The organism is Niallia sp. MER 6 (assembly GCF_023714395.1).
In the GTDB taxonomy this organism is placed as follows: Bacteria; Bacillota; Bacilli; order Bacillales; family Cytobacillaceae; genus Niallia.
Genome location: NZ_JAMAUK010000007.1, coordinates 195,190 through 213,382 on the forward strand (window position 1 = coordinate 195,190; position 18,193 = coordinate 213,382).

The following is an 18,193-nucleotide window of genomic DNA, read 5'->3' on the forward strand; positions in this document are numbered from 1 at the left end:
CATATATACAATATATTATTTGGATAGAAGTAATCTAATATTGAGATGAATAGGAGGATTAACCTAAAAAATGGAATTAAGACAACTGAAATATTTCATCGAAGTTGCAGAAAGAGAACATGTATCAGAAGCTGCTGAACGCCTACATGTTGCGCAATCCGCTATAAGCAGACAAATTGCTAATTTGGAAGATGAGCTAGGTGTCCCTCTATTTGAAAGAGAAGGACGAAATGTCAAATTGACATCAATTGGTAAAATATTTTTAACTCATTCCCTTGCGATTATGAAAGCAGTAGATCGTGCTAAAGAACAAATTGATGCTTATTTAGATCCAGAAAGAGGCTCCATTAAAATCGGGTTTCCGACAAGCCTTGCCAGTCATTTGCTGCCGACGATAATTTCCGCTTTTAAAGAAAGGCATCCGAACATAGCCTTTCAATTGCGACAAGGCTCATACAGTTTCTTAATCGATGCGGTAAAAAATCGAGATCTGGATTTAGCGTTATTAGGCCCTGTACCGACAGATGATTTTGATTTAAAAGGGAATATATTATTTACAGAAAAAATCTTTGCCCTTCTCCCAAGCAATCATCCGTTGTCCGAAAGACGTACACTTCGGCTAAGGGATTTACGAAATGAATCATTTGTATTGTTTCCGAAAGGTTATATTTTGCAAAAAATAGCTTATGATGCATGTAAACAAGAAGGTTTTTTGCCGAATATAAGTTCTGAGGGAGAGGATTTAGATGCTATTAAAGGGTTAGTTTCAGCTGGAATGGGAGTGACATTGCTTCCTGAAAGCACCTTTTATGATAATGTTCCAAAATTCACAGCAAGGGTGCCAATTGAGAATCCTGCAATCAGCCGTACGGTCGGTATTATCATTCCCAAAAACCGAGAGCTGCCGCCGTCTGTACAAACTTTCTATCATTACGTGATTGAGTTTTTCTCCATTCTAGAAAAATACCAATAAAAATTTTATGCAAAATAATTAATTTTTATGCAACTTGTTCCTAACGGTTCAAGAAAGCCGTATACAAAGTATACGGCTTTAACCAATTTTTAACCCTTTTTTGTCATCTCTTCTACAAGAGAGTGGAAAATAGACATTGCATGTTCTATTGGTTCTGGAGTAGTTAAGTCAACACCTGTTTTTTTCAGCAAGTCTAATGGGAAATCTGAGCTGCCGCTCTTTAAGAATTCTAAATAGCTATCCAAGTCTTCCTGTTTGCCTTCCAAAAGCTTATCAGCAATTGTAATAGCAGAAGCAAAGCCTGTTGCATACTTATAAACATAGAACGGACGATAAAAATGCGGAATTCTTGACCACCCGTGCTTCACTTCATCATCAAGGACTAGCTCGCTGCCATTGTAAGCTTTAAAAAGAGTCTCATAAGTCTCATTGAAAAAATCAAGTGTTAGCGGTTCTCCCTTTTCTGCTTTCTCATGTACCTCTTTTTCGAACTCGCTAAACATTACTTGCGTGAAGAAAGTCCCTTTAAAGCTGTCGATAAAGTGGTTCAATAAATGCTCCCGTTTTTTCGGATCTGTTTCTGTTTTTAACAGATACCGAATCAGCAAGACTTCATTGACTGTTGATGCAACTTCAGCTACAAAGATGCTGTATCCTGCACTGATTGCCGGCTGATGCTTATTGCTGAGATAAGAATGCATCCCATGGCCGCACTCATGCGCCAATGTAAAAAGACTGTCAAGGTCATCTCGGTGATTCAACAGGATGAATGGGTGTACCCCGTATACTCCTAGATTATAAGCTCCCGACCTTTTCCCTGGTGTCTCTCTCACATCAAAATAACGTTTTTCCTTAAAGCTTTTCAAAACATCAATATACTCAGACCCAAGCGGCTCTAAGCTTTTCAGCATAATATCATAGGCTTCATCAAATGAGATTTCCTGCTTCGCTGCCTCGCCTGCAAGGGGAACACTTAAGTCATATGCATGCAGCTCATCGACACCTAATTTTTGCTTGCGGTATTGCATATATCCATCCATATATTTCAAATTATTTCTAGTTGATTCTATCAGGTTCTCGTAAACTTCCTTTGGAACCCGATCACCAAACAAGCTTTTTTCAAGGGCTGAAGGATAATTGCGCAGTTTGGATGTTTTAACATTATTTTTGACTGCAGATGAAAAAGTTGCTGCAATTGTATTCTTGAGTCCGAGATAAGGTTGATAGTATGCCTTGTAGGCCTCGATTCTTTTTTCTCTATCATCGCTTTCCATCAGCTTTGAATACATACCTCTTGTCAGCTCAACTTTGTTTCCGTTCTCATCTGTCACATCCCCAAACTTAATATCTGCATTATTAATCATCCCGAACACTTGGCTTGGAACAGACAGGGACTCCCCTAATTCTGATAAGATCTCTTCCTTTTCTTTGCTTAAAACATGCTTTTTATAGGCAAACGACTCCAGCAAATCCTTTTCAAAATATTTCAAGCCTTCTTCTTGCGCAATATATGCTTTTAATTGGCTCTCTTCCAGGCTTAAAAGATACGGCATAAAAAACGAGCTTGCGCTGCTCCATTTTTGCCCTGCACTTCTCGCTTGGTCTACAAGGCTTTGAGCGCTGTTATTTCTGGTATCTGTATCAAGCAGCAGCATGCCGTAAGCGAAAACCTTCCTATATATGTAACCGATTTCTTCAGATAGCTTTAGATAGGCAAGCAAGCTTTTGGCATCGTTTATATTATCATTGTAGGTAGCAATCTCGCCAACCTTTTCACTGACTATGTCCAAATCTGCTTTCCAAGCTTGCTCTGTTTCGTACAGATCACTAAGATTCCATTTCTCTATGTCTTTTACTTCATTTCTGTCTTTATAAGAAATCATCTGCAGCCTCCTCATTTGTTTAAGTTTATTCCATCATAATGGATAGCATTTACTCCTGTCCAAAAATTAACACTATTGTTTTAGCAGAAAAATTTTCTGCTTTAGATGATTAGTTTATGCAGGAAACTAATTTGTCATGAATCTTTTGCGCTGTTAAAGAAAAGCCCCCGGAGATAATCGCCGGGGGGCAAGAATTGCTTATACTCCTGGGAACCAGCCAGGAGAGTTGATAATTGCATTCCAAAGCGGATCTGGCACTACCAGTTCCTTCTGCTTGCTTTTATCTAATACTGAAACAATTTCACTTTCTCTGCCTTCCTCGATTTTTTGAACAAAATCAGGATCGATAATGAGCTCACGGCCAATAGCTAAAAGATCAATATCTGTTTCAAAGGCTTTTTTTGCATCATCTGCTGTATACACGCTGCCGACACCAATCACTGGCACACGTCCATTGACACGCTCGATAATCCATTCAATTCTGGATTTGCTATCATCAGCGCCACGTCTTGGTGCTGACCAGAACTCTTGTAAGGAAGCATGCAAATAATCTAGGTTTTTGTCTGCAAGTGCATCAATCAAGGCAAATGTTTCCTCCATCGTTAAACCTGGAGTTTCCGGTTCTTCTGGAGAGAAACGATAACCAACAATAAATGGCTCTGTTGCTTTTTCTGCTTCTTTTTTCACAGCATCAACAACAGCAAGCGGGAATTCCATTCTATTCTCTAGAGTACCGCCCCACTTGTCGTTGCGTCTATTTGTGTGCGGTGAATAAAACTGCTGAAGCAAATATCCGTTTGCGCCATGGATTTCAACACCATCAAACCCTGCTTCCACAGCACGTCTTGTTGTTTCACCGAATGCTGTGATAATTTCAAGAATCTCTTCTTCTTTTAAAGGTCTAGGAGCTGGATTATTGTCTTGTGCAACATCGCTGGCACTTACAAGCTCACCATTAGGCACTAGGTTTGGAGGACAAGATCTGCCGCCATGGAAGATTTGCAGAATTGCTTTCGCCCCTTCTTTTTTTATTGCAGATGCAAGTTCTCTTAAAGACGGAATGAATTCATCAGAATATGCAGCAAATTCTCCCGGGAAGCCTTTGCCGTTTTCTGTTACATATGTACATGCAGTAATAACCATGCTGACACCTTTAGAACGTCTAGCATAATAGTCAACCTCAGCTTTGGTAACTGTGCCGTCCTCGTTTGATGAGAAATTAGTCATTGGCGCCATTACTAAACGATTTCTCAGTTCCAGCTTATTTGCCAAGTTCAATGGTTGGAAAAGCTTTTCGGATTGATTACTCAAAATTAACACTCCTTTTAAATTATATTTACATAATGTTTCTTGATTAAATGAACTTCTGCTTCACTCCTGTAGTATGCCTTTATCAGGGTGAATTATTGAAGTAATGTCATCTTAATATTCTCGCACTTAAATAGTCAAACGATTGAACTCGGCCAAAAACAAAAAAGCACCCTTGGTGTTACCAAGCGGTGCTGTACTTATATAAAAATAACTTTAAATCGGTTACTTCAAAGACTCCAGTGCCTGCTTAAGATTAGCATAAACCTTGATTGCCGCCATATTTAGTCTTGTTTCCACAACTGTTTGAGCAAGCTGCGGGCGCAAGCCGGTTACAATGACCTTGATGCCAAGGAGCTGAAGCACCTCGCCTAATTGGTACAGATAAGAAGCGATTTCCGAATCTATATTTTTAATGCCAGAGTAATCTGTAATAAGATATTCAAGCTGAAGCCCAGCTATATGGGGGACAACTTTTTCCATTATATACGAAGCTCTGTAGGCATCGATTAAGCCAACAAGCGGCAGAACAGCTACACCTTCTTTTACAAGCACAACTGGGGCAGACAGCTCCGCCAATTCCTGCTGGGCTTTCTTTCGGTAACTTTCTGATAAACATTCATAAGTGGAGACTGTTTCACTTAAGCTAGTGTCGAGTATATCGTCAACCATTTTTATTAAAAAAGCATTCTCACTAAGAGCTAGTCCAAACTTAATGCTTAACTCTGTCAGCAGCTCATTAAAAATCTTCCTTGTCGGCTGGTAGCGGATAACGATTTCTGAAATTCTTCCTCCTGCGTTCAATTGCTGTTCAGCATTGTGCTTACTCCAAGCAATTAAATCCGCTGGCACTCCTGACACACCTGTATTAAGTGACTTGCCTAAAAACCCTAAAAACTCTTTGTACATGAGAAATGCATTATTTCTCTCGTCATCAGGGATGCTTAAATCTAAACTGCTGAGAACTCCCTCTACTATTCTATGAGCAAGGACTTCTGTATTTTCCTCTATGTACTCAGCCACTTTACACATTGTTGTCATATATCATTCCCACCCTTTACCCCAATAGTATAACTAGATTATAACGCAAAAAAGGGCGGTTTTGGGAGAAATATTCCGTCTTTATTGCAGCTAATTTGACTATAAAAAAATAATAGCTTGCAACAAATTAATAGATATGGTATATTTATTTCTGCGATGAGCTCTATTGAATAAGTCAATAAACGCTAATGTGCTATGTGGAGCACAGTTTATTGCCTCAATAACGTAAGGACACCATTTTTGGTGTCCTTTTTCATTTTTTTCAAACGAACAACAAAAAGCATGAAGATTTGCATCTCCATGCTTTGATATATAACGACTATTATTAAAAACTATTTAGGAGATCAACTTGTTTAGTTCTTCTGTTAAACGAAGAAACTCAGGCTTATCACCAGCGATTAATGTTGCATCAATCTGCTTTTTTAGACTCTGTTTCTTGAAATTATAAAGGGCTTTCTCCAAGACCATTTCAGCTAATAAAGAATCAACTACATTTCCTTCTGACTGTTGTGGTGCATTTAATAAATACTTTTCCATTTGAATCAACCCCTTTGCTTTTTTATATTATAGCAACAATTTTCTGATAATTCAAATACTTTTTCGAGGTAATTTCTCCCTTTTTCTAATAAGAAAAAAATCTCCCTTTCCGCTATAATCTCAACTGATATTCATGTATTCTTAAGATGTAGAATAAATTTTTTTAAGGAGATACAAATGAAATATAAAATGATTGTACTAGACATGGATGACACATTGCTTCAGGATGACCATACAGTCTCAGAAGCGACAAAGGCAGCATTGATTAAAGCACAGGAACAAGGGGTTAAGGTAGTTCTTGCTTCAGGCAGACCTACGTTTGCGATGTGGGATACTGCAAGAGAACTACATCTGTCTGATTATGGCAGCTATATCCTTTCATTTAACGGCGCGAAAATCACCAATTGCCGAACGAATGAAGAGATTTTCAGCAGTACGCTTTTACCAGAGGTTGTACACCAGCTGTTTGAATTGAGTAAAAGAGAAAAGGTTTGGCTTCATACATATGTTGGCGATACTATTGTGACAGAAGAAAACAATCCATTTACGGAGATTGAAGCACAAATAACTGGGCTGCCAATCAAAGCTGTGCCTAACTTTGTTGATTACATAAAAGACCCTGTTGTAAAGGTATTAATGGTTAAAGAAGAGGATATTCTGAAAAATGTGGAGAAAGTATTACAGACAGAACTTTCAGAGCAACTGAGTGTTATGCGCTCCAAACCGTTTTTCCTTGAATTCACGGAGAAAGGTGTTACTAAAGGCACAAGCCTATCATTATTGATTGATCGCCTTGGCATCACAAGAGAAGAAGTTATCGCAATGGGAGACAGCTATAATGATGCCGCAATGATTGAATTTGCAGGTCTTGGCATTGCAATGGGCAACGCTCCTGACGACATTAAGCTAATAGCCGATTATGTAACAGATACAAACAATAATGACGGAGTTGCCAAAGCGGTCGAAAAATTTATTTTAAACGCTTAAAAGCTTATTTTGTCAGCTTGTGAATGGATTGCCCAAAACTTAAAAAATGGAGGATTAATATGAAGAATGATCAATTGTTGATTGGGAGCCACAGCGAATATGCCCCATTAAAAAAAGTGATTTTAACATCTCCATTATATATGACTATTAAAGAACCAATAAATGCGATCCAAAAGCAGTATATGAAAGAAAATATTGATACAGAATTAGCTGTTAAACAGCATCAAGGCTTTGTTGAAGCTTTGAAAGCTGAAGGCATTGAAGTTGTGCTCCTTCCTGCTGAGAAGCAATTCCCTGAACAGGTATTTACTAGGGATATCGGCTTTACACTTGGTGATCAAATGTTCGTTGCGAAAATGGGGCATGATGTCCGTAAAGGAGAAGAGCATGTTCTGTTAAACTGGCTGAACGAGCAGGAAATTTCTTTTACGAAATTAAACAGTGACAAGATTGAAGGCGGTGATGTGCTGATTGACGGCTCGACCATTTATGTCGGTGTCAGCAATCGCACAAATGAACAAGCCATTAATCATCTTCAAAGCTTGCTGCCTAACTATGAAGTGATTGCTGTTCCATTCACAGACAGCTTTTTACATCTTGATTGTGTATTCAATATTCTTTCGCCGCATGATGCGCTGATTTATCCTGGGGAAATTGATAAAGATAAATTGGAATTGTTAAAGAAGCGGTATTCTCTCATTGAGGTGACAAAGGAAGAGCAAGCAACACTCGGAACAAATGTACTATCTATCGGTCATAAAAAAGTCATCAGTCTTCCCATTAATAAAGGTGTAAATAGTGAGCTGCGCAAACGCGGTTTTACAGTGATTGAGGTTGATATAACGGAAATCATTAAGTCAGGCGGAGCCTTCCGCTGCTGCACACTTCCTTTGTACAGGGAAACACAGACAACATAATTAAAAGAGCCGCTGCCATGATTGACAGCGGCTCTTTTATTTTATACTTCGACTGTCCAGCCAAACGGATCTTCTGCTCTTCCGTTTTGGATGTCTGTCAATGTATCATAGACTTTTTTCGCAAGCTCGCCAGTTTCTCCGTTATTAAGAGTAATGGATGTTTCATTCCATAAGAACTCACCAATTGGAGAAATAACCGCTGCTGTTCCTGTACCGAATGCTTCTTTCAACTCACCATTTTTATGAGCTTCAAAAATCTCTTCAACAGAAATTCTGCGTTCAACTACAGGGATGTCCCAATGTTTAAGAAGATCCATGACGCTTCTTCTTGTCACACCTTCAAGGATGCTTCCGTTTAATGCTGGTGTAATAACTTCATCACCAATCTTGAAGAATACGTTCATCGCGCCTACTTCTTCTACATATTTCTTTTCGACTCCATCAAGCCATAATACTTGAGAATAGCCTTTTTGTGTAGCGATTTGCTGCGCTTTTAAGCTTGCTGCGTAGTTACCAGCTGTTTTTGCTGAGCCAGTTCCGCCAGCAACGGCACGGACATACTCATTTTCAACAAAGATTTTTACAGGTTTAACACCTTCTTTGTAGTATGAACCAACCGGTGACAAGATGATCATGAATTTATAGCTGATAGAAGCCGCAACACCTAAAAATGGTTGTGTAGAAATAACGAAAGGACGGATATACAGGGAAGTTCCTTCTCCTGATGGAATCCAATCTTTATCAATATTAATCAGCTGCTTTAAAGCATCAAGAGCGAAATCCTCATCAATTTCTGGAATGCAAAGACGCTCATTTGATTTGTTCAGACGTTCCATATTTTTTTCCGGTCTGAAAAGCAATACTTTTTCTTCTTTTGTCAAATATGCTTTCATACCTTCAAAAACTGCTTGCCCGTAGTGGAAAATAACTGAAGCAGGATCTAACGTGATTGGCTGATATGGTAGAATTTGAGCATTATGCCAGCCGTTCTCTACTGTATAGTCCATCATGAACATATGATCCGTAAATACTTTACCGAATTCCAATTTAGACGGATCTGGCTTCGGTTTCTTTTCTGCAGCTAATGTTACTGTGATTGTTTGTTCACTCACGTTGAAAAACTCCTTCATATGTAAATTATTATTTCTATCTATTATAACGTAACTTTTCTGGAGGAAAAGAGGAATATATATTTTTTTAAAAACTTTTTTTGCTTAACCATCTTATTGTTATAGCACAAATAAAAAGAAATACGCGCCACAAAATGGACTGGCGCTATATTTCTTTCCAAAAAATATTTGCTTACAGTTCTATTTTCTCTTGCTTTAGTGCTGCCGGAAAACCTTTAAGCATATGGGCCATATAAACAATTCCTTGTTCATAATCTGATGTGCGGATGCTCTCATTCGGTGCGTGAGCCTTGCTGCCGACCCAGCCAACTCCTGTGCTGACAATCGGCAAATTCAAAATTCTGCCAAAATCAAACATCGGTCCTGTTCCTGCCGAGTTTGGTGCGAGCACAACATCACTATTGTAAACCTCTTTAGCTGACTGCTGTACATGACTGATAAACGGATGACTGAAATCCGAGCGGTACGCTTTCTGACCGTTAATCAACTTTACAGACACATCATCGAAACCATGCTTTTTCAAATGATTCACAACACATTCAAAAATATGGTTCGGATCTTGACCAGGCACAAGGCGGCAATCCAGCTTCATTTTTGCGCTTTTTGGCAGAACTGTTTTTGCTCCTTCCCCTGTATAGCCGCTTTCGATCCCGCAAATTGTCATTGTCGGTTCAAAAACCATTGCATAACGAGGGTCCTTTCCTAAAGCCTCTGTTATTAAAGGCCTTTTTAACCCATACAGCTCCTGAACGGCTTCTTCATTGAACGGCAATGACTGAACGACCTCCTCCTCTGCAGGAGTTGGTGGTGTTATTCCATCATAAAAACCTTCGACAATAATTTCATTGTGTTCATTGCGCATAGAGGCTAAGGCATGAACAAGTCTCCACGCTGCATTGTCGACATACGCTCCTACCGAGGAGTGCATATCGATGTCAGCACCTACTGCTGTTAGCTCCATATAAGCCATCCCTTTAATGCCTGCTACCATGCTGATCCGCTCTTGTTCATCCTTTCCGCCAAATTCCCAAATGCAGGCATCAGCTTGAAACAATTCAGCATACTTTTCTAAATAAGGAGTCAAGTTAGGGCTTCCTATCTCTTCTTCTCCTTCAATAAGGAACTTAATATTACAGGGAAGACCGCCTTCTGTTTCCTGTAGCACTTTAATGGCTGTAAGTCTCGCGATTGTGTCCCCTTTATTATCAGAAACTCCCCTTGCAAACAGTTTTCCGTCGCGCACGGTAGGTACAAACGGTTCAGTCACCCATTCATCAAGAGGATCGGCAGGCTGCACATCATAATGGTTATAATAAAGAAGCGTACTAGTCGAATCCCCCTTCTCTCCTGCTGGGAAAAATCCATAAACAACTGGGTTTCCACCAAGATCATCTAGCACCTGAACGTCACCGCCGAAATCCTTTATCACACCAGAAATATACTCCACTGTTTCTGGAATGAACTTGTTTTGCGCAGATACTGTTTCTAACTGTAAATATTGTTCTAAAATAGCAAAGGATTGTTCTAAATTTTCCTTTGTCTTCGTTTCAATTGCTTGTAAATCCATTTTTTCCATATTGCCAGCTCCTTTATATTTAGATACTCTATTGTTTCGCCAACCGAAGAAAAAAACCTGCTATTTTTCAAAATATTTTATAAATTAAAAAAATAATTTTAGTCACAAAAAAAATCTAAATCAGTTCGGAAAAGAAAGATCGTCTTTTCAAAAGTGATTTAGACTTTATTAGATAAGTTTAATTCCAGTTTTTCGTATCTTCGAGCAGATCATCAATCTCAATAGTTTTGATGTTCCATTCACTGACACAGCTAGCCAGATCCAGCGTGTCTTGCAGAAGCTGGTCTATATCGGCTCTAATTAATTGCATTTTGTAGCCTCCTTTAGTGCCTAATCATGCTTAGTAATGCCCCCTTGAAACAATTCTTAAACGACTATTTCTCTAGTTATTACATTGCTGCATTACAAGTATGTAGCACTTTATAGCTTGGAAACTATATCCATGCTGTTGTTTTACATGCTCATTATAGCATGTTTTTATCAATTAGCCCATTACGCCCAAATTACATGAACATTACAGCCTGTAATACTGTCTTTCGCCAATAGATTAGCAAGTTTTTCCTCTTACTCAAAAGATGTTTCACTTATTGGAAGATGGTATACTTGAAACTATATATTCCCTTCAAACGTCTGTCTATATTCGTTAATTTCTAGCAAAAATTAATCATTTGCTTATGTTTTTTCCTGATTCAGGCAATCATGGAGAGGAAATGGAGGGATTTAATTTTGAGAAGGCTTATAAAACTGGCGTTGCTCATTTTAATTGTCTACGTCGGAGTGCAATATATACAGCATAAATTTGGCACGGAAACGATACCGAATGCGATTGATTATGCAAAAGCCGAAGTGAACGAGCAGGAAGCTGCTAATTTTATTGAAAAATTTATTGAGCAAAGTAAACAGATTTTCCAAGATACACAAGATATCCTCCCAGACTGGGATACTGGTGCGGAAACGGAACTGACGAAGCAGGCAGAAAAACCGGAATTAGAGACACCAGCTCATCAGACCTTTTCCATTTATAATATTCAAATGGGTGATTCGGAGGAAGCAGTTGAGCAGGAATTAGGTAAACCGCAGCGTACATCTATGAATGAGTACGGCATATCATGGAATACGTACCACGAAAACTATCAAAATTTTGTTATGGTAGGATTTGATTCCAATAAAAAGGTAGCAGCGCTGTATACAAATCAAGATTTGATTTCCTCTACAAACGGAGTGAAAAAAGGCAGCAATAAAGACAGTGTCTTGAAGACGTTAGGAAATCCCCTCGATGAACTGACAAAAGGCTTTGTCCGTTATAAATTTCCAGAAGACAGAGATTATGAAGTTTTTGAGATGGACGGCAGTTATGTCACCGTATTTTTTGATAAGCATGAAAACAATACAGTAACGGCAATGCAGATTGTGACAACTGAGCTTGAAGAGGACAGAAGTGATTTCTATACAGACGGAAGCGCCCAACTGGAAGAGGGCTTTGAATTCCAGCTGTTTGATTTAACGAACGCCAGCAGGGTTAACAACGGTCTTGGCGTATTGACATGGGAAGATAATGTAAAGGTAACCGCAAGGAAGCACAGTGAGGATATGGCGAAAAACAACTATTTCGACCATACAAACCTCGATGGTGAGTCCCCATTTGACCGGATGCTCTCTGACGGCATTAAGTATACAATGGCTGGTGAAAATCTTGCTTACGGGCAATACAGCAGTATTTTTGCACATGAAGGTTTAATGAACTCTTTAGGACATCGGGAGAATATTCTGCAGGAAGGCTTTACTTACCTAGGTGTCGGTGTTGCTTTCAATGAAAAATCACAGCCGTATTATACGGAAAACTTTATTACAAAATAAAAACAAGGCTATCCTGCAAAAGGAATAGCCTTGTTTGTTTACACAATCATATTTCCTATCACCCATAACAAGACAAAGCTGATAAGGATAGACAGGTTTGCTGCTGTGCCGACAAATCTCTGATTATACTTAAACTCTACACTGTAAGGTAATACAGAGGAGGCCATCGGCAGAATAAGACCAATCAGGACTGTATAGCGGAACATATCATCGACTGGCAGAAGGAAGAACCCTAATGTTCCAACAAGTAAACCGACACCATAGCGCAACCCCAATACCCTTCCAATGCCCTTCCAGTGGCTTTTTTCAAATGAAAAATTCAAATAGATTCCTAGAAGCAGTAAAGACAGAGGCATATTAGCCTGAGAGATGACAGAACTGATGTCTATAACAGCAGTCGGCAGTGGCAAGCCGGTAATATTAATGATAAATATGACCACATATGTCATTAACGGGATTGATTTGCCCATTTTGCCGGCAACATGCTTGAAGTTCAGCACAACGCCTTCCTTTGCATAATAGCTTCCAATTAAATAACTGACTCCAAATGTAATAATAGCATTACCAATATCGAACATGCCGAAATACTTTAATCCTGCTTCTCCCCAGATACCTTGAACTAAAGGATAAGCAAACAAGCCTATGTTAAACCCAGGGATCAGCATGCCAAGCATCCCTTTATCTCTCCGCTCCTCCTTTCTGAATAAAAACAAGCCTAATATTGCGACAATGATACCATATACAAAGCCTAGGACCATCAGCATCATCAGGGAGGAATCGATTGTTATACGATGAAATGTTACGATGATTAAACTTGGCAACGTAACATTAAAAATAAGGCGTGCCATCGCTTCCCCGTCTTTTTCCTTGAGAATCTGCCACTTCTTCAAACAATAGCCTAGGGCAATTATAATGAAGGAAATGATAAACTGATTATTAAAGTTTTCCATATTGCTAATCTCCAATCATAAGAGGAAAACTCAAAAAAAGGTCAGGGGTTTACCCCCAACCTATTAAATGCTGTTGCCTCCACTAATTTCTTTATTCATCAACTTAATCTTTTTAATATCCAAACGGATTAATAAGGAGATTGTCAGTGAAACGATGAACATACAGGAAAAGACAATCAACGTCTCCTGATAGCTTCCTGTCGTGTCTCTGATCCATGAGACAAACCTAGGACCAGCAATCCCTGCTGCAGACCACGCTGTCAGTATATAGCCATGAATGGCACCAAGCTGTTTCGTTCCGAACATATCTCCAATATACGCAGGGATCGATGCAAATCCTCCCCCGTAACAAGACATTATGATACATACTATTATAGAGAAAGTAATAGCGTCTTGTAAATGAGGCAATACAAAAAAGGCAGCAATTTGAATCGCAAAAAACAATGTGTATACATTAGGACGACCAATATAATCGGAAACAGATGCCCATGCAATTCTTCCTAATCCGTTAAATACACCCATAATACCGACTAATACGGCGGCTCCTGTAACGGACATTCCAGCAAGCTCTTGTCCCATTGGAGATGCAACAGCCAATATGGCAATTCCACATGTAATATTAATGAAAAGCATTGTCCATAAAGCCCAGAATCTTTTTGTTTTTATTGCTTCATTGGCTGTCGATTGAGCTAAATCAGCTTTCGGAGCAGCAGTCCCTGTCTCCAATGCCTTCTTGTAGCCAGCAGGTACATAGCCTTTTGGAGGCGGAGCCAAATATTGAGCTGAAGCTAGTATTATTATAAAATAGATGATTGCCAAAATATAAAATGTAGAAGGTATACCAACAGAGCTAATCAACTTATTCATAATCGGACTGCTGATCATGGAAGCAAAGCCGAACCCCATTATAGCCAGCCCTGTTGCCAGCCCTCGTTTATCAGGGAACCATTTCACCAATGTTGATACTGGCGTAATATAGCCTACTCCAAGACCAATTCCGCCAAATACTCCATAAGTGATATACAAAAGGGGCAAGGATTCAATACTTACCGCAAACCCTGACCCTGCCATTCCTAATCCAAATAGAGCGGCGCAGAGTGTTCCAGCAGCACGGGGACCGAATTTCTCCACGAAATGTCCTAAAAAGGCTGCAGAGAGACCTAAAAATAATATAGCGATACTGAATGTCCAGGAAATGCTTGTTAAACTCCAATTGTACGTTTCTTCCAATGGTTTTGTAAAAACACTCCACGCATAAACAGAGCCAATAGAAATATGAATGCCAACTGCTGAAAGGGCAATTAACCAGCGATTTTTTGTTTTCATAACAGTCTCCCTTGCTTCTTAGTCTAGTTTTTCTGGGCTTAAATAAAATCTATTGTTCGGACTTCCCATAAGTAATCGACAGCTTAGCGTGAGCCTCTCTTGCATCAGCAAGTGCTGCTTCTGCTGTTTCTCCTCTTTGCAAAAGAACAGCTAAGCGTCTGCCGACAACTGCATTCGGTTTTCCAAAAATTCGGATCTGGCTGTCTTTAGATGCTAATGCTTCTAGAACGCCATGGATTTCATAATCCGCACTTTCTCGTGATGCCTTTAAAGTCTTACTTGCACCAGGCGAGTTCAGCCTGATTTGCGGTATAGGCAAGCCCAATACAGCACGGATGTGCAAGGCAAATTCTGATAAATCCTGTGTTGCTAATGTTACCATTCCAGTGTCATGAGGTCTTGGCGACACTTCACTGAAATACACACCATTATCTGTTAGGAAAAGCTCTACACCAAAAAGTCCGTAGCCTCCTAAAGCGTCTGTTATTTGTGCGGCAATTTGCTCTGACTGTTCAAGCTGTTCGGCGGTCATCTGATGAGGCTGCCATGACTCGATATAATCCCCATCCTTTTGGATATGACCAATCGGCGGACAAAAGTGCGTGCCACTGATAGAGCGGACCGTTAACAATGTTATTTCTGAATTAAAGGAGATGAATTCCTCTACAATTACTCGTGTTTTTTTCCCTCTGCCTCCCTCTACCGCTTCTTCCCATGATTTCTTTACATCATCAAGACTGCGGCAGATGCTTTGCCCTTTACCAGAAGAACTCATTATCGGCTTAATTACACACGGTACACCGATAGTAACAACGGCATTCTGCAATTCTGCTAAACTGTCTGCAAATTCATACTTCGCTGTTGGCAAATTCAGTTTCTCACTTGCAAGTCGTCTAATTCCTTCCCGGTCCATCGTCAAATGGACAGCATTTGCAGTCGGAATAATTTTAAAGCCTTCTCCTTCTAATTCAACGAGCATTTCAGTTGCAATGGCTTCAATCTCAGGCACAATGAAATCAGGCCTTTCTCTGATAATGATTTCTTTAAGTGCTTGGCCATCAAGCATATCGACCACATACGATTTATGTGCTACCTGCATTGCTGGTGCATTTGCATAGCGGTCAACAGCAATCGTGTTAATTCCTAGTCTCTGTGCCTCAATAATCACTTCTTTTCCTAACTCTCCTGCTCCTAGAAGCATTATCTTTTTCGTATGTTTGGAATTTATTGCACCGAACATATAAACAACCCCCTCTATTGTTCGTTCCTTTATTGAGCATAATAACGTACTTCACCTATCAATTTCAAGGTTTTTTTATAAAAATAACGAACATTTTATAAAGTTATATAAATATAGTTCGGTTTTTCCGATTAGAAGAAAAATAAATAAGAGTGCTTATCGGCACTCTTTGGAGGATAGCGATTTAATTAGTTTAGTTGCTTTCAAATCAATCAAATAGAAGTCTTCAAAAGTGTTTCTTAACCATTCACTTATCTTGAAAAACAGTTCTTCCTCTTAGCATTGTCTGCTTCACCTTTCCACGAAATGTTTTTCCAATATAAGGACTTTGAGTATTTCGATAATAAAGATCTTCTTTTGTTAATGTATATTTCTCACTTATATTAACTAAACAAAGGTCTGCAGCACTGCCAACTGTTATATTCCCTTTATTAGGATATAATCCAAACCGCTTTGCAGGGTTGGTGCTTGTTATCCTCGCAATCACGGAGAGCGGTATACCTCGTTTCCAATAACCTTCCTCCAGCAGAATAGACAATGTCGACTGACAGCCAGAAATGCCTCCCCATGCCTCTTTAAGACTTCCTTGCTTCATCTCCACTAAAGATGGGGAATGGTCGGAGCCGATTATATCAATTGCTCCTTCCTCAATCGCCTTCCACAGCCCCTCTATTTCTTGGTTATTTCGTAATGGCGGCGCACATTTGGCAACAGCGCCTAGCTGATTCAAATCATCGACAGTCAATGATAAATAATGAGGGCATGTCTCAACAGATACGTTAATCCCTTTTCTTCTGGCAGCTAATATCGGCTGCAGCACCTCACTGCTGCTAATATGTACAATATGAACTTTGCAATTTGTAGCTTCAGCATAAGAAAGAATGCGATTTACTGCTTCTAATTCAGAATAGATTGGTCTTGATGCAGAAAATGCCCCGCCATCCTCTGCTCCGAGCACCTTGCTTAGCTCTTCTGTAATAACATCACTTTCAGCATGAACAGCAAGAATACTGTCAAGGGCTGCTATCTTTTTCATACCAGCAAATAAGGTCTTGTCATCTGCTGCTTCGAAATCTTCAATGCCGCTGTTTGACATAAATGCCTTAAAGCCAATGACACCGCAAGCATGCAGCTCTTCTAGCTCGCTAAGATTTTGCGGAACAAGTCCGCCCCAAAGTTTATAATCAACTAATGATTTTTCGTTTGCCAACATGTCCTTTGCTTCGAATCCATATTTATTGACAGTAGGTGGATGACTGTTTAATGGCATATCAAAAAATGTCGTCACTCCTCCTGCTGCCAAGCTTTTACTGCCTGTTGCAAACCCCTCCCACTCTGTTCGTCCTGGTTCATTGAAATGAACATGTGTGTCTATCAGACCTGGAAACACATGCAAACCAGAAGCGGAAATTATTTGAGCATCGTTGTCGATATCAATATCAGTGGCGATATTTGCGATTTTACCATCCTTAATGGCAATATCCGCTTGAATCTCACCTGTCTCTAATACGATCATTCCACCCTTTATGACGACATCATATTGACCCATTCGCTTGCCTCCTTTATTAAAAACCGTTAACTGCCTCGGTATGTCTGATAACCCCATGCCGATAAAAGAAGTGGCACATGGTAATGGGACTCTCCTTCAGCCACTAAAAACCGTATCGGTATTCTTCGAAAAAACACGTTTTGCATCTCTCCGTTTTTAAAATAATCCTCTACATAAAAAACTAGTTCATATTCTCCATGCACAAGCTCCGTCAAAAGCGGCGTTTCGACTCTGCCATCATCGTTTGTATAACCGCTGGATATGAGCTCAGATTGATTCGCTCCGCTGTATTTCCACAGTTCTACAAGGATATTACTTGCTGGCACTCCCTTTACCAGGTCCAATACATGTGTCGTTATTCCTGTCTTCATTTCACAATCTCCTTTCTATCAATTATGCTTCGAGCACTTTTTGGACGACTCCTTCCAGTCTAAAAAAAGTGATAGTGAATATTTCAGATAATGCTGTTTCGAACTCTTCCTCCATTGTATGATGGATACGCCCTTTCATCGCCTCGTAAATAGAATCCTTCGTATGTCCTTTCACTGCCAGAATGAATGGGAAATGAAATTTAGTGCGATATTCGTTATTTAATTGGAGAAAGCTTTCATATTCCACTTTCGATAACGTATCTAGTCCTGCCCCCTTTTGTTCATTCACCGAGGACTGTGTCATCTTTATTTTTCCTCCTAAATCAGGATGGGCCCGAATTAAATCTAGCTGCTCTTCTCTTGCCGCTTCTCTAACGACCTTGACCATTTCGTGGTGCAATGTTTGCAGGGACTCAAAAGTTGACTGTCTTACCCAAGTTCTGTCTGCGACCCACGGACTGTGTTCAAAAACCCAGCCTATTTTTTCAATAAACTCATTTTTTGACATCGCATTTATTGCTGCTATTGTATACATTTCATCGACCCTT

At 39.6% G+C, this 18,193-nt stretch carries 17 protein-coding genes; 4 read left to right on the forward strand and 13 right to left on the reverse strand.

What is annotated here, in order from left to right; genetic code table 11:
* Positions 1–70: 70 nt before the first annotated feature.
* A complete protein-coding gene (gene gltC, locus M3600_RS12065; protein ID WP_233313925.1) occupies positions 71–973 on the forward strand; it encodes a glutamate biosynthesis transcriptional regulator GltC in 903 nt (300 codons plus the stop codon).
* Between the two features lie 89 nt (positions 974–1,062).
* Here the strand turns inward: gltC and pepF are convergent, their stop codons facing one another.
* The 4 genes from pepF to M3600_RS12085 all read right to left on the reverse strand — a co-directional run bounded on the left by pepF (position 1,063) and on the right by M3600_RS12085 (position 5,742).
* Positions 1,063–2,856: an oligoendopeptidase F gene (gene pepF, locus M3600_RS12070; protein ID WP_251646186.1), complete on the reverse strand. Its 1,794-nt coding sequence runs from the start codon at positions 2,854–2,856 to the stop codon at positions 1,063–1,065.
* Between the two features lie 198 nt (positions 2,857–3,054).
* Positions 3,055–4,170 (reverse strand): NADH-dependent flavin oxidoreductase, encoded by a 1,116-nt coding sequence (locus tag M3600_RS12075; RefSeq protein ID WP_251646229.1) that lies wholly within the window; start codon positions 4,168–4,170, stop codon positions 3,055–3,057.
* Positions 4,171–4,389: 219 nt separating this feature from the next.
* The gene (locus M3600_RS12080; protein WP_237941384.1) at positions 4,390–5,205 is read right to left on the reverse strand and encodes an STAS domain-containing protein; all 816 of its coding nucleotides are present in this window, start codon (positions 5,203–5,205) and stop codon (positions 4,390–4,392) included.
* Positions 5,206–5,541: 336 nt separating this feature from the next.
* Positions 5,542–5,742 carry an IDEAL domain-containing protein gene (locus M3600_RS12085; RefSeq protein WP_233313928.1) on the reverse strand — a complete coding sequence of 67 codons (201 nt, stop codon included), beginning with the start codon at positions 5,740–5,742 and terminating at the stop codon, positions 5,542–5,544.
* Positions 5,743–5,919: 177 nt separating this feature from the next.
* Between M3600_RS12085 and M3600_RS12090 the strand changes: the two genes are divergently transcribed.
* On the forward strand, positions 5,920–6,729 hold the full coding sequence (locus tag M3600_RS12090; protein WP_233313929.1) for a Cof-type HAD-IIB family hydrolase: 810 nt from the start codon (positions 5,920–5,922) through the stop codon (positions 6,727–6,729).
* 59 nt (positions 6,730–6,788) lie between these two features.
* Entirely contained in the window at positions 6,789–7,646 is an 858-nt protein-coding gene (locus tag M3600_RS12095) for a dimethylarginine dimethylaminohydrolase family protein (RefSeq protein ID WP_233313930.1), read from the forward strand.
* 41 nt (positions 7,647–7,687) lie between these two features.
* On the opposite strand, the gene M3600_RS12100 is transcribed toward M3600_RS12095, so the two are convergent.
* From M3600_RS12100 to M3600_RS28945, 3 genes are all read right to left on the reverse strand, one after another.
* Entirely contained in the window at positions 7,688–8,758 is a 1,071-nt protein-coding gene (locus tag M3600_RS12100) for a branched-chain amino acid aminotransferase (protein ID WP_233313931.1), read from the reverse strand.
* 190 nt (positions 8,759–8,948) lie between these two features.
* On the reverse strand, positions 8,949–10,343 hold the full coding sequence (locus tag M3600_RS12105) for a M20/M25/M40 family metallo-hydrolase (protein WP_233314756.1): 1,395 nt from the start codon (positions 10,341–10,343) through the stop codon (positions 8,949–8,951).
* Positions 10,344–10,530: 187 nt separating this feature from the next.
* Entirely contained in the window at positions 10,531–10,662 is a 132-nt protein-coding gene (locus tag M3600_RS28945; protein ID WP_267913281.1) for a hypothetical protein, read from the reverse strand.
* 416 nt (positions 10,663–11,078) lie between these two features.
* Here M3600_RS28945 and M3600_RS12110 point away from each other — a divergent pair, with 416 nt between their 5' ends.
* A complete protein-coding gene (locus M3600_RS12110) occupies positions 11,079–12,209 on the forward strand; it encodes a CAP domain-containing protein (RefSeq protein ID WP_251646187.1) in 1,131 nt (376 codons plus the stop codon).
* Between the two features lie 38 nt (positions 12,210–12,247).
* On the opposite strand, the gene M3600_RS12115 is transcribed toward M3600_RS12110, so the two are convergent.
* The 6 genes from M3600_RS12115 to uraD form a co-directional block, all read right to left on the reverse strand.
* The gene (locus tag M3600_RS12115; RefSeq protein WP_237941382.1) at positions 12,248–13,159 is read right to left on the reverse strand and encodes an AEC family transporter; all 912 of its coding nucleotides are present in this window, start codon (positions 13,157–13,159) and stop codon (positions 12,248–12,250) included.
* 63 nt (positions 13,160–13,222) lie between these two features.
* The gene (locus M3600_RS12120) at positions 13,223–14,485 is read right to left on the reverse strand and encodes an L-lactate MFS transporter (RefSeq protein WP_251646188.1); all 1,263 of its coding nucleotides are present in this window, start codon (positions 14,483–14,485) and stop codon (positions 13,223–13,225) included.
* Positions 14,486–14,534: 49 nt separating this feature from the next.
* Positions 14,535–15,725: a formate-dependent phosphoribosylglycinamide formyltransferase gene (gene purT, locus M3600_RS12125; protein ID WP_251646190.1), complete on the reverse strand. Its 1,191-nt coding sequence runs from the start codon at positions 15,723–15,725 to the stop codon at positions 14,535–14,537.
* A gap of 247 nt (positions 15,726–15,972) precedes the next feature.
* Complete coding sequence (locus M3600_RS12130) at positions 15,973–17,274, reverse strand: allantoinase (protein ID WP_237941379.1); 1,302 nt, start codon at positions 17,272–17,274, stop codon at positions 15,973–15,975.
* A 26-nt stretch (positions 17,275–17,300) separates the two neighbouring features.
* On the reverse strand, positions 17,301–17,645 hold the full coding sequence (gene uraH, locus M3600_RS12135) for a hydroxyisourate hydrolase (protein ID WP_233313937.1): 345 nt from the start codon (positions 17,643–17,645) through the stop codon (positions 17,301–17,303).
* Between the two features lie 22 nt (positions 17,646–17,667).
* On the reverse strand, positions 17,668–18,180 hold the full coding sequence (gene uraD / locus M3600_RS12140) for a 2-oxo-4-hydroxy-4-carboxy-5-ureidoimidazoline decarboxylase (RefSeq protein ID WP_251646194.1): 513 nt from the start codon (positions 18,178–18,180) through the stop codon (positions 17,668–17,670).
* Positions 18,181–18,193: the final 13 nt, after the last annotated feature.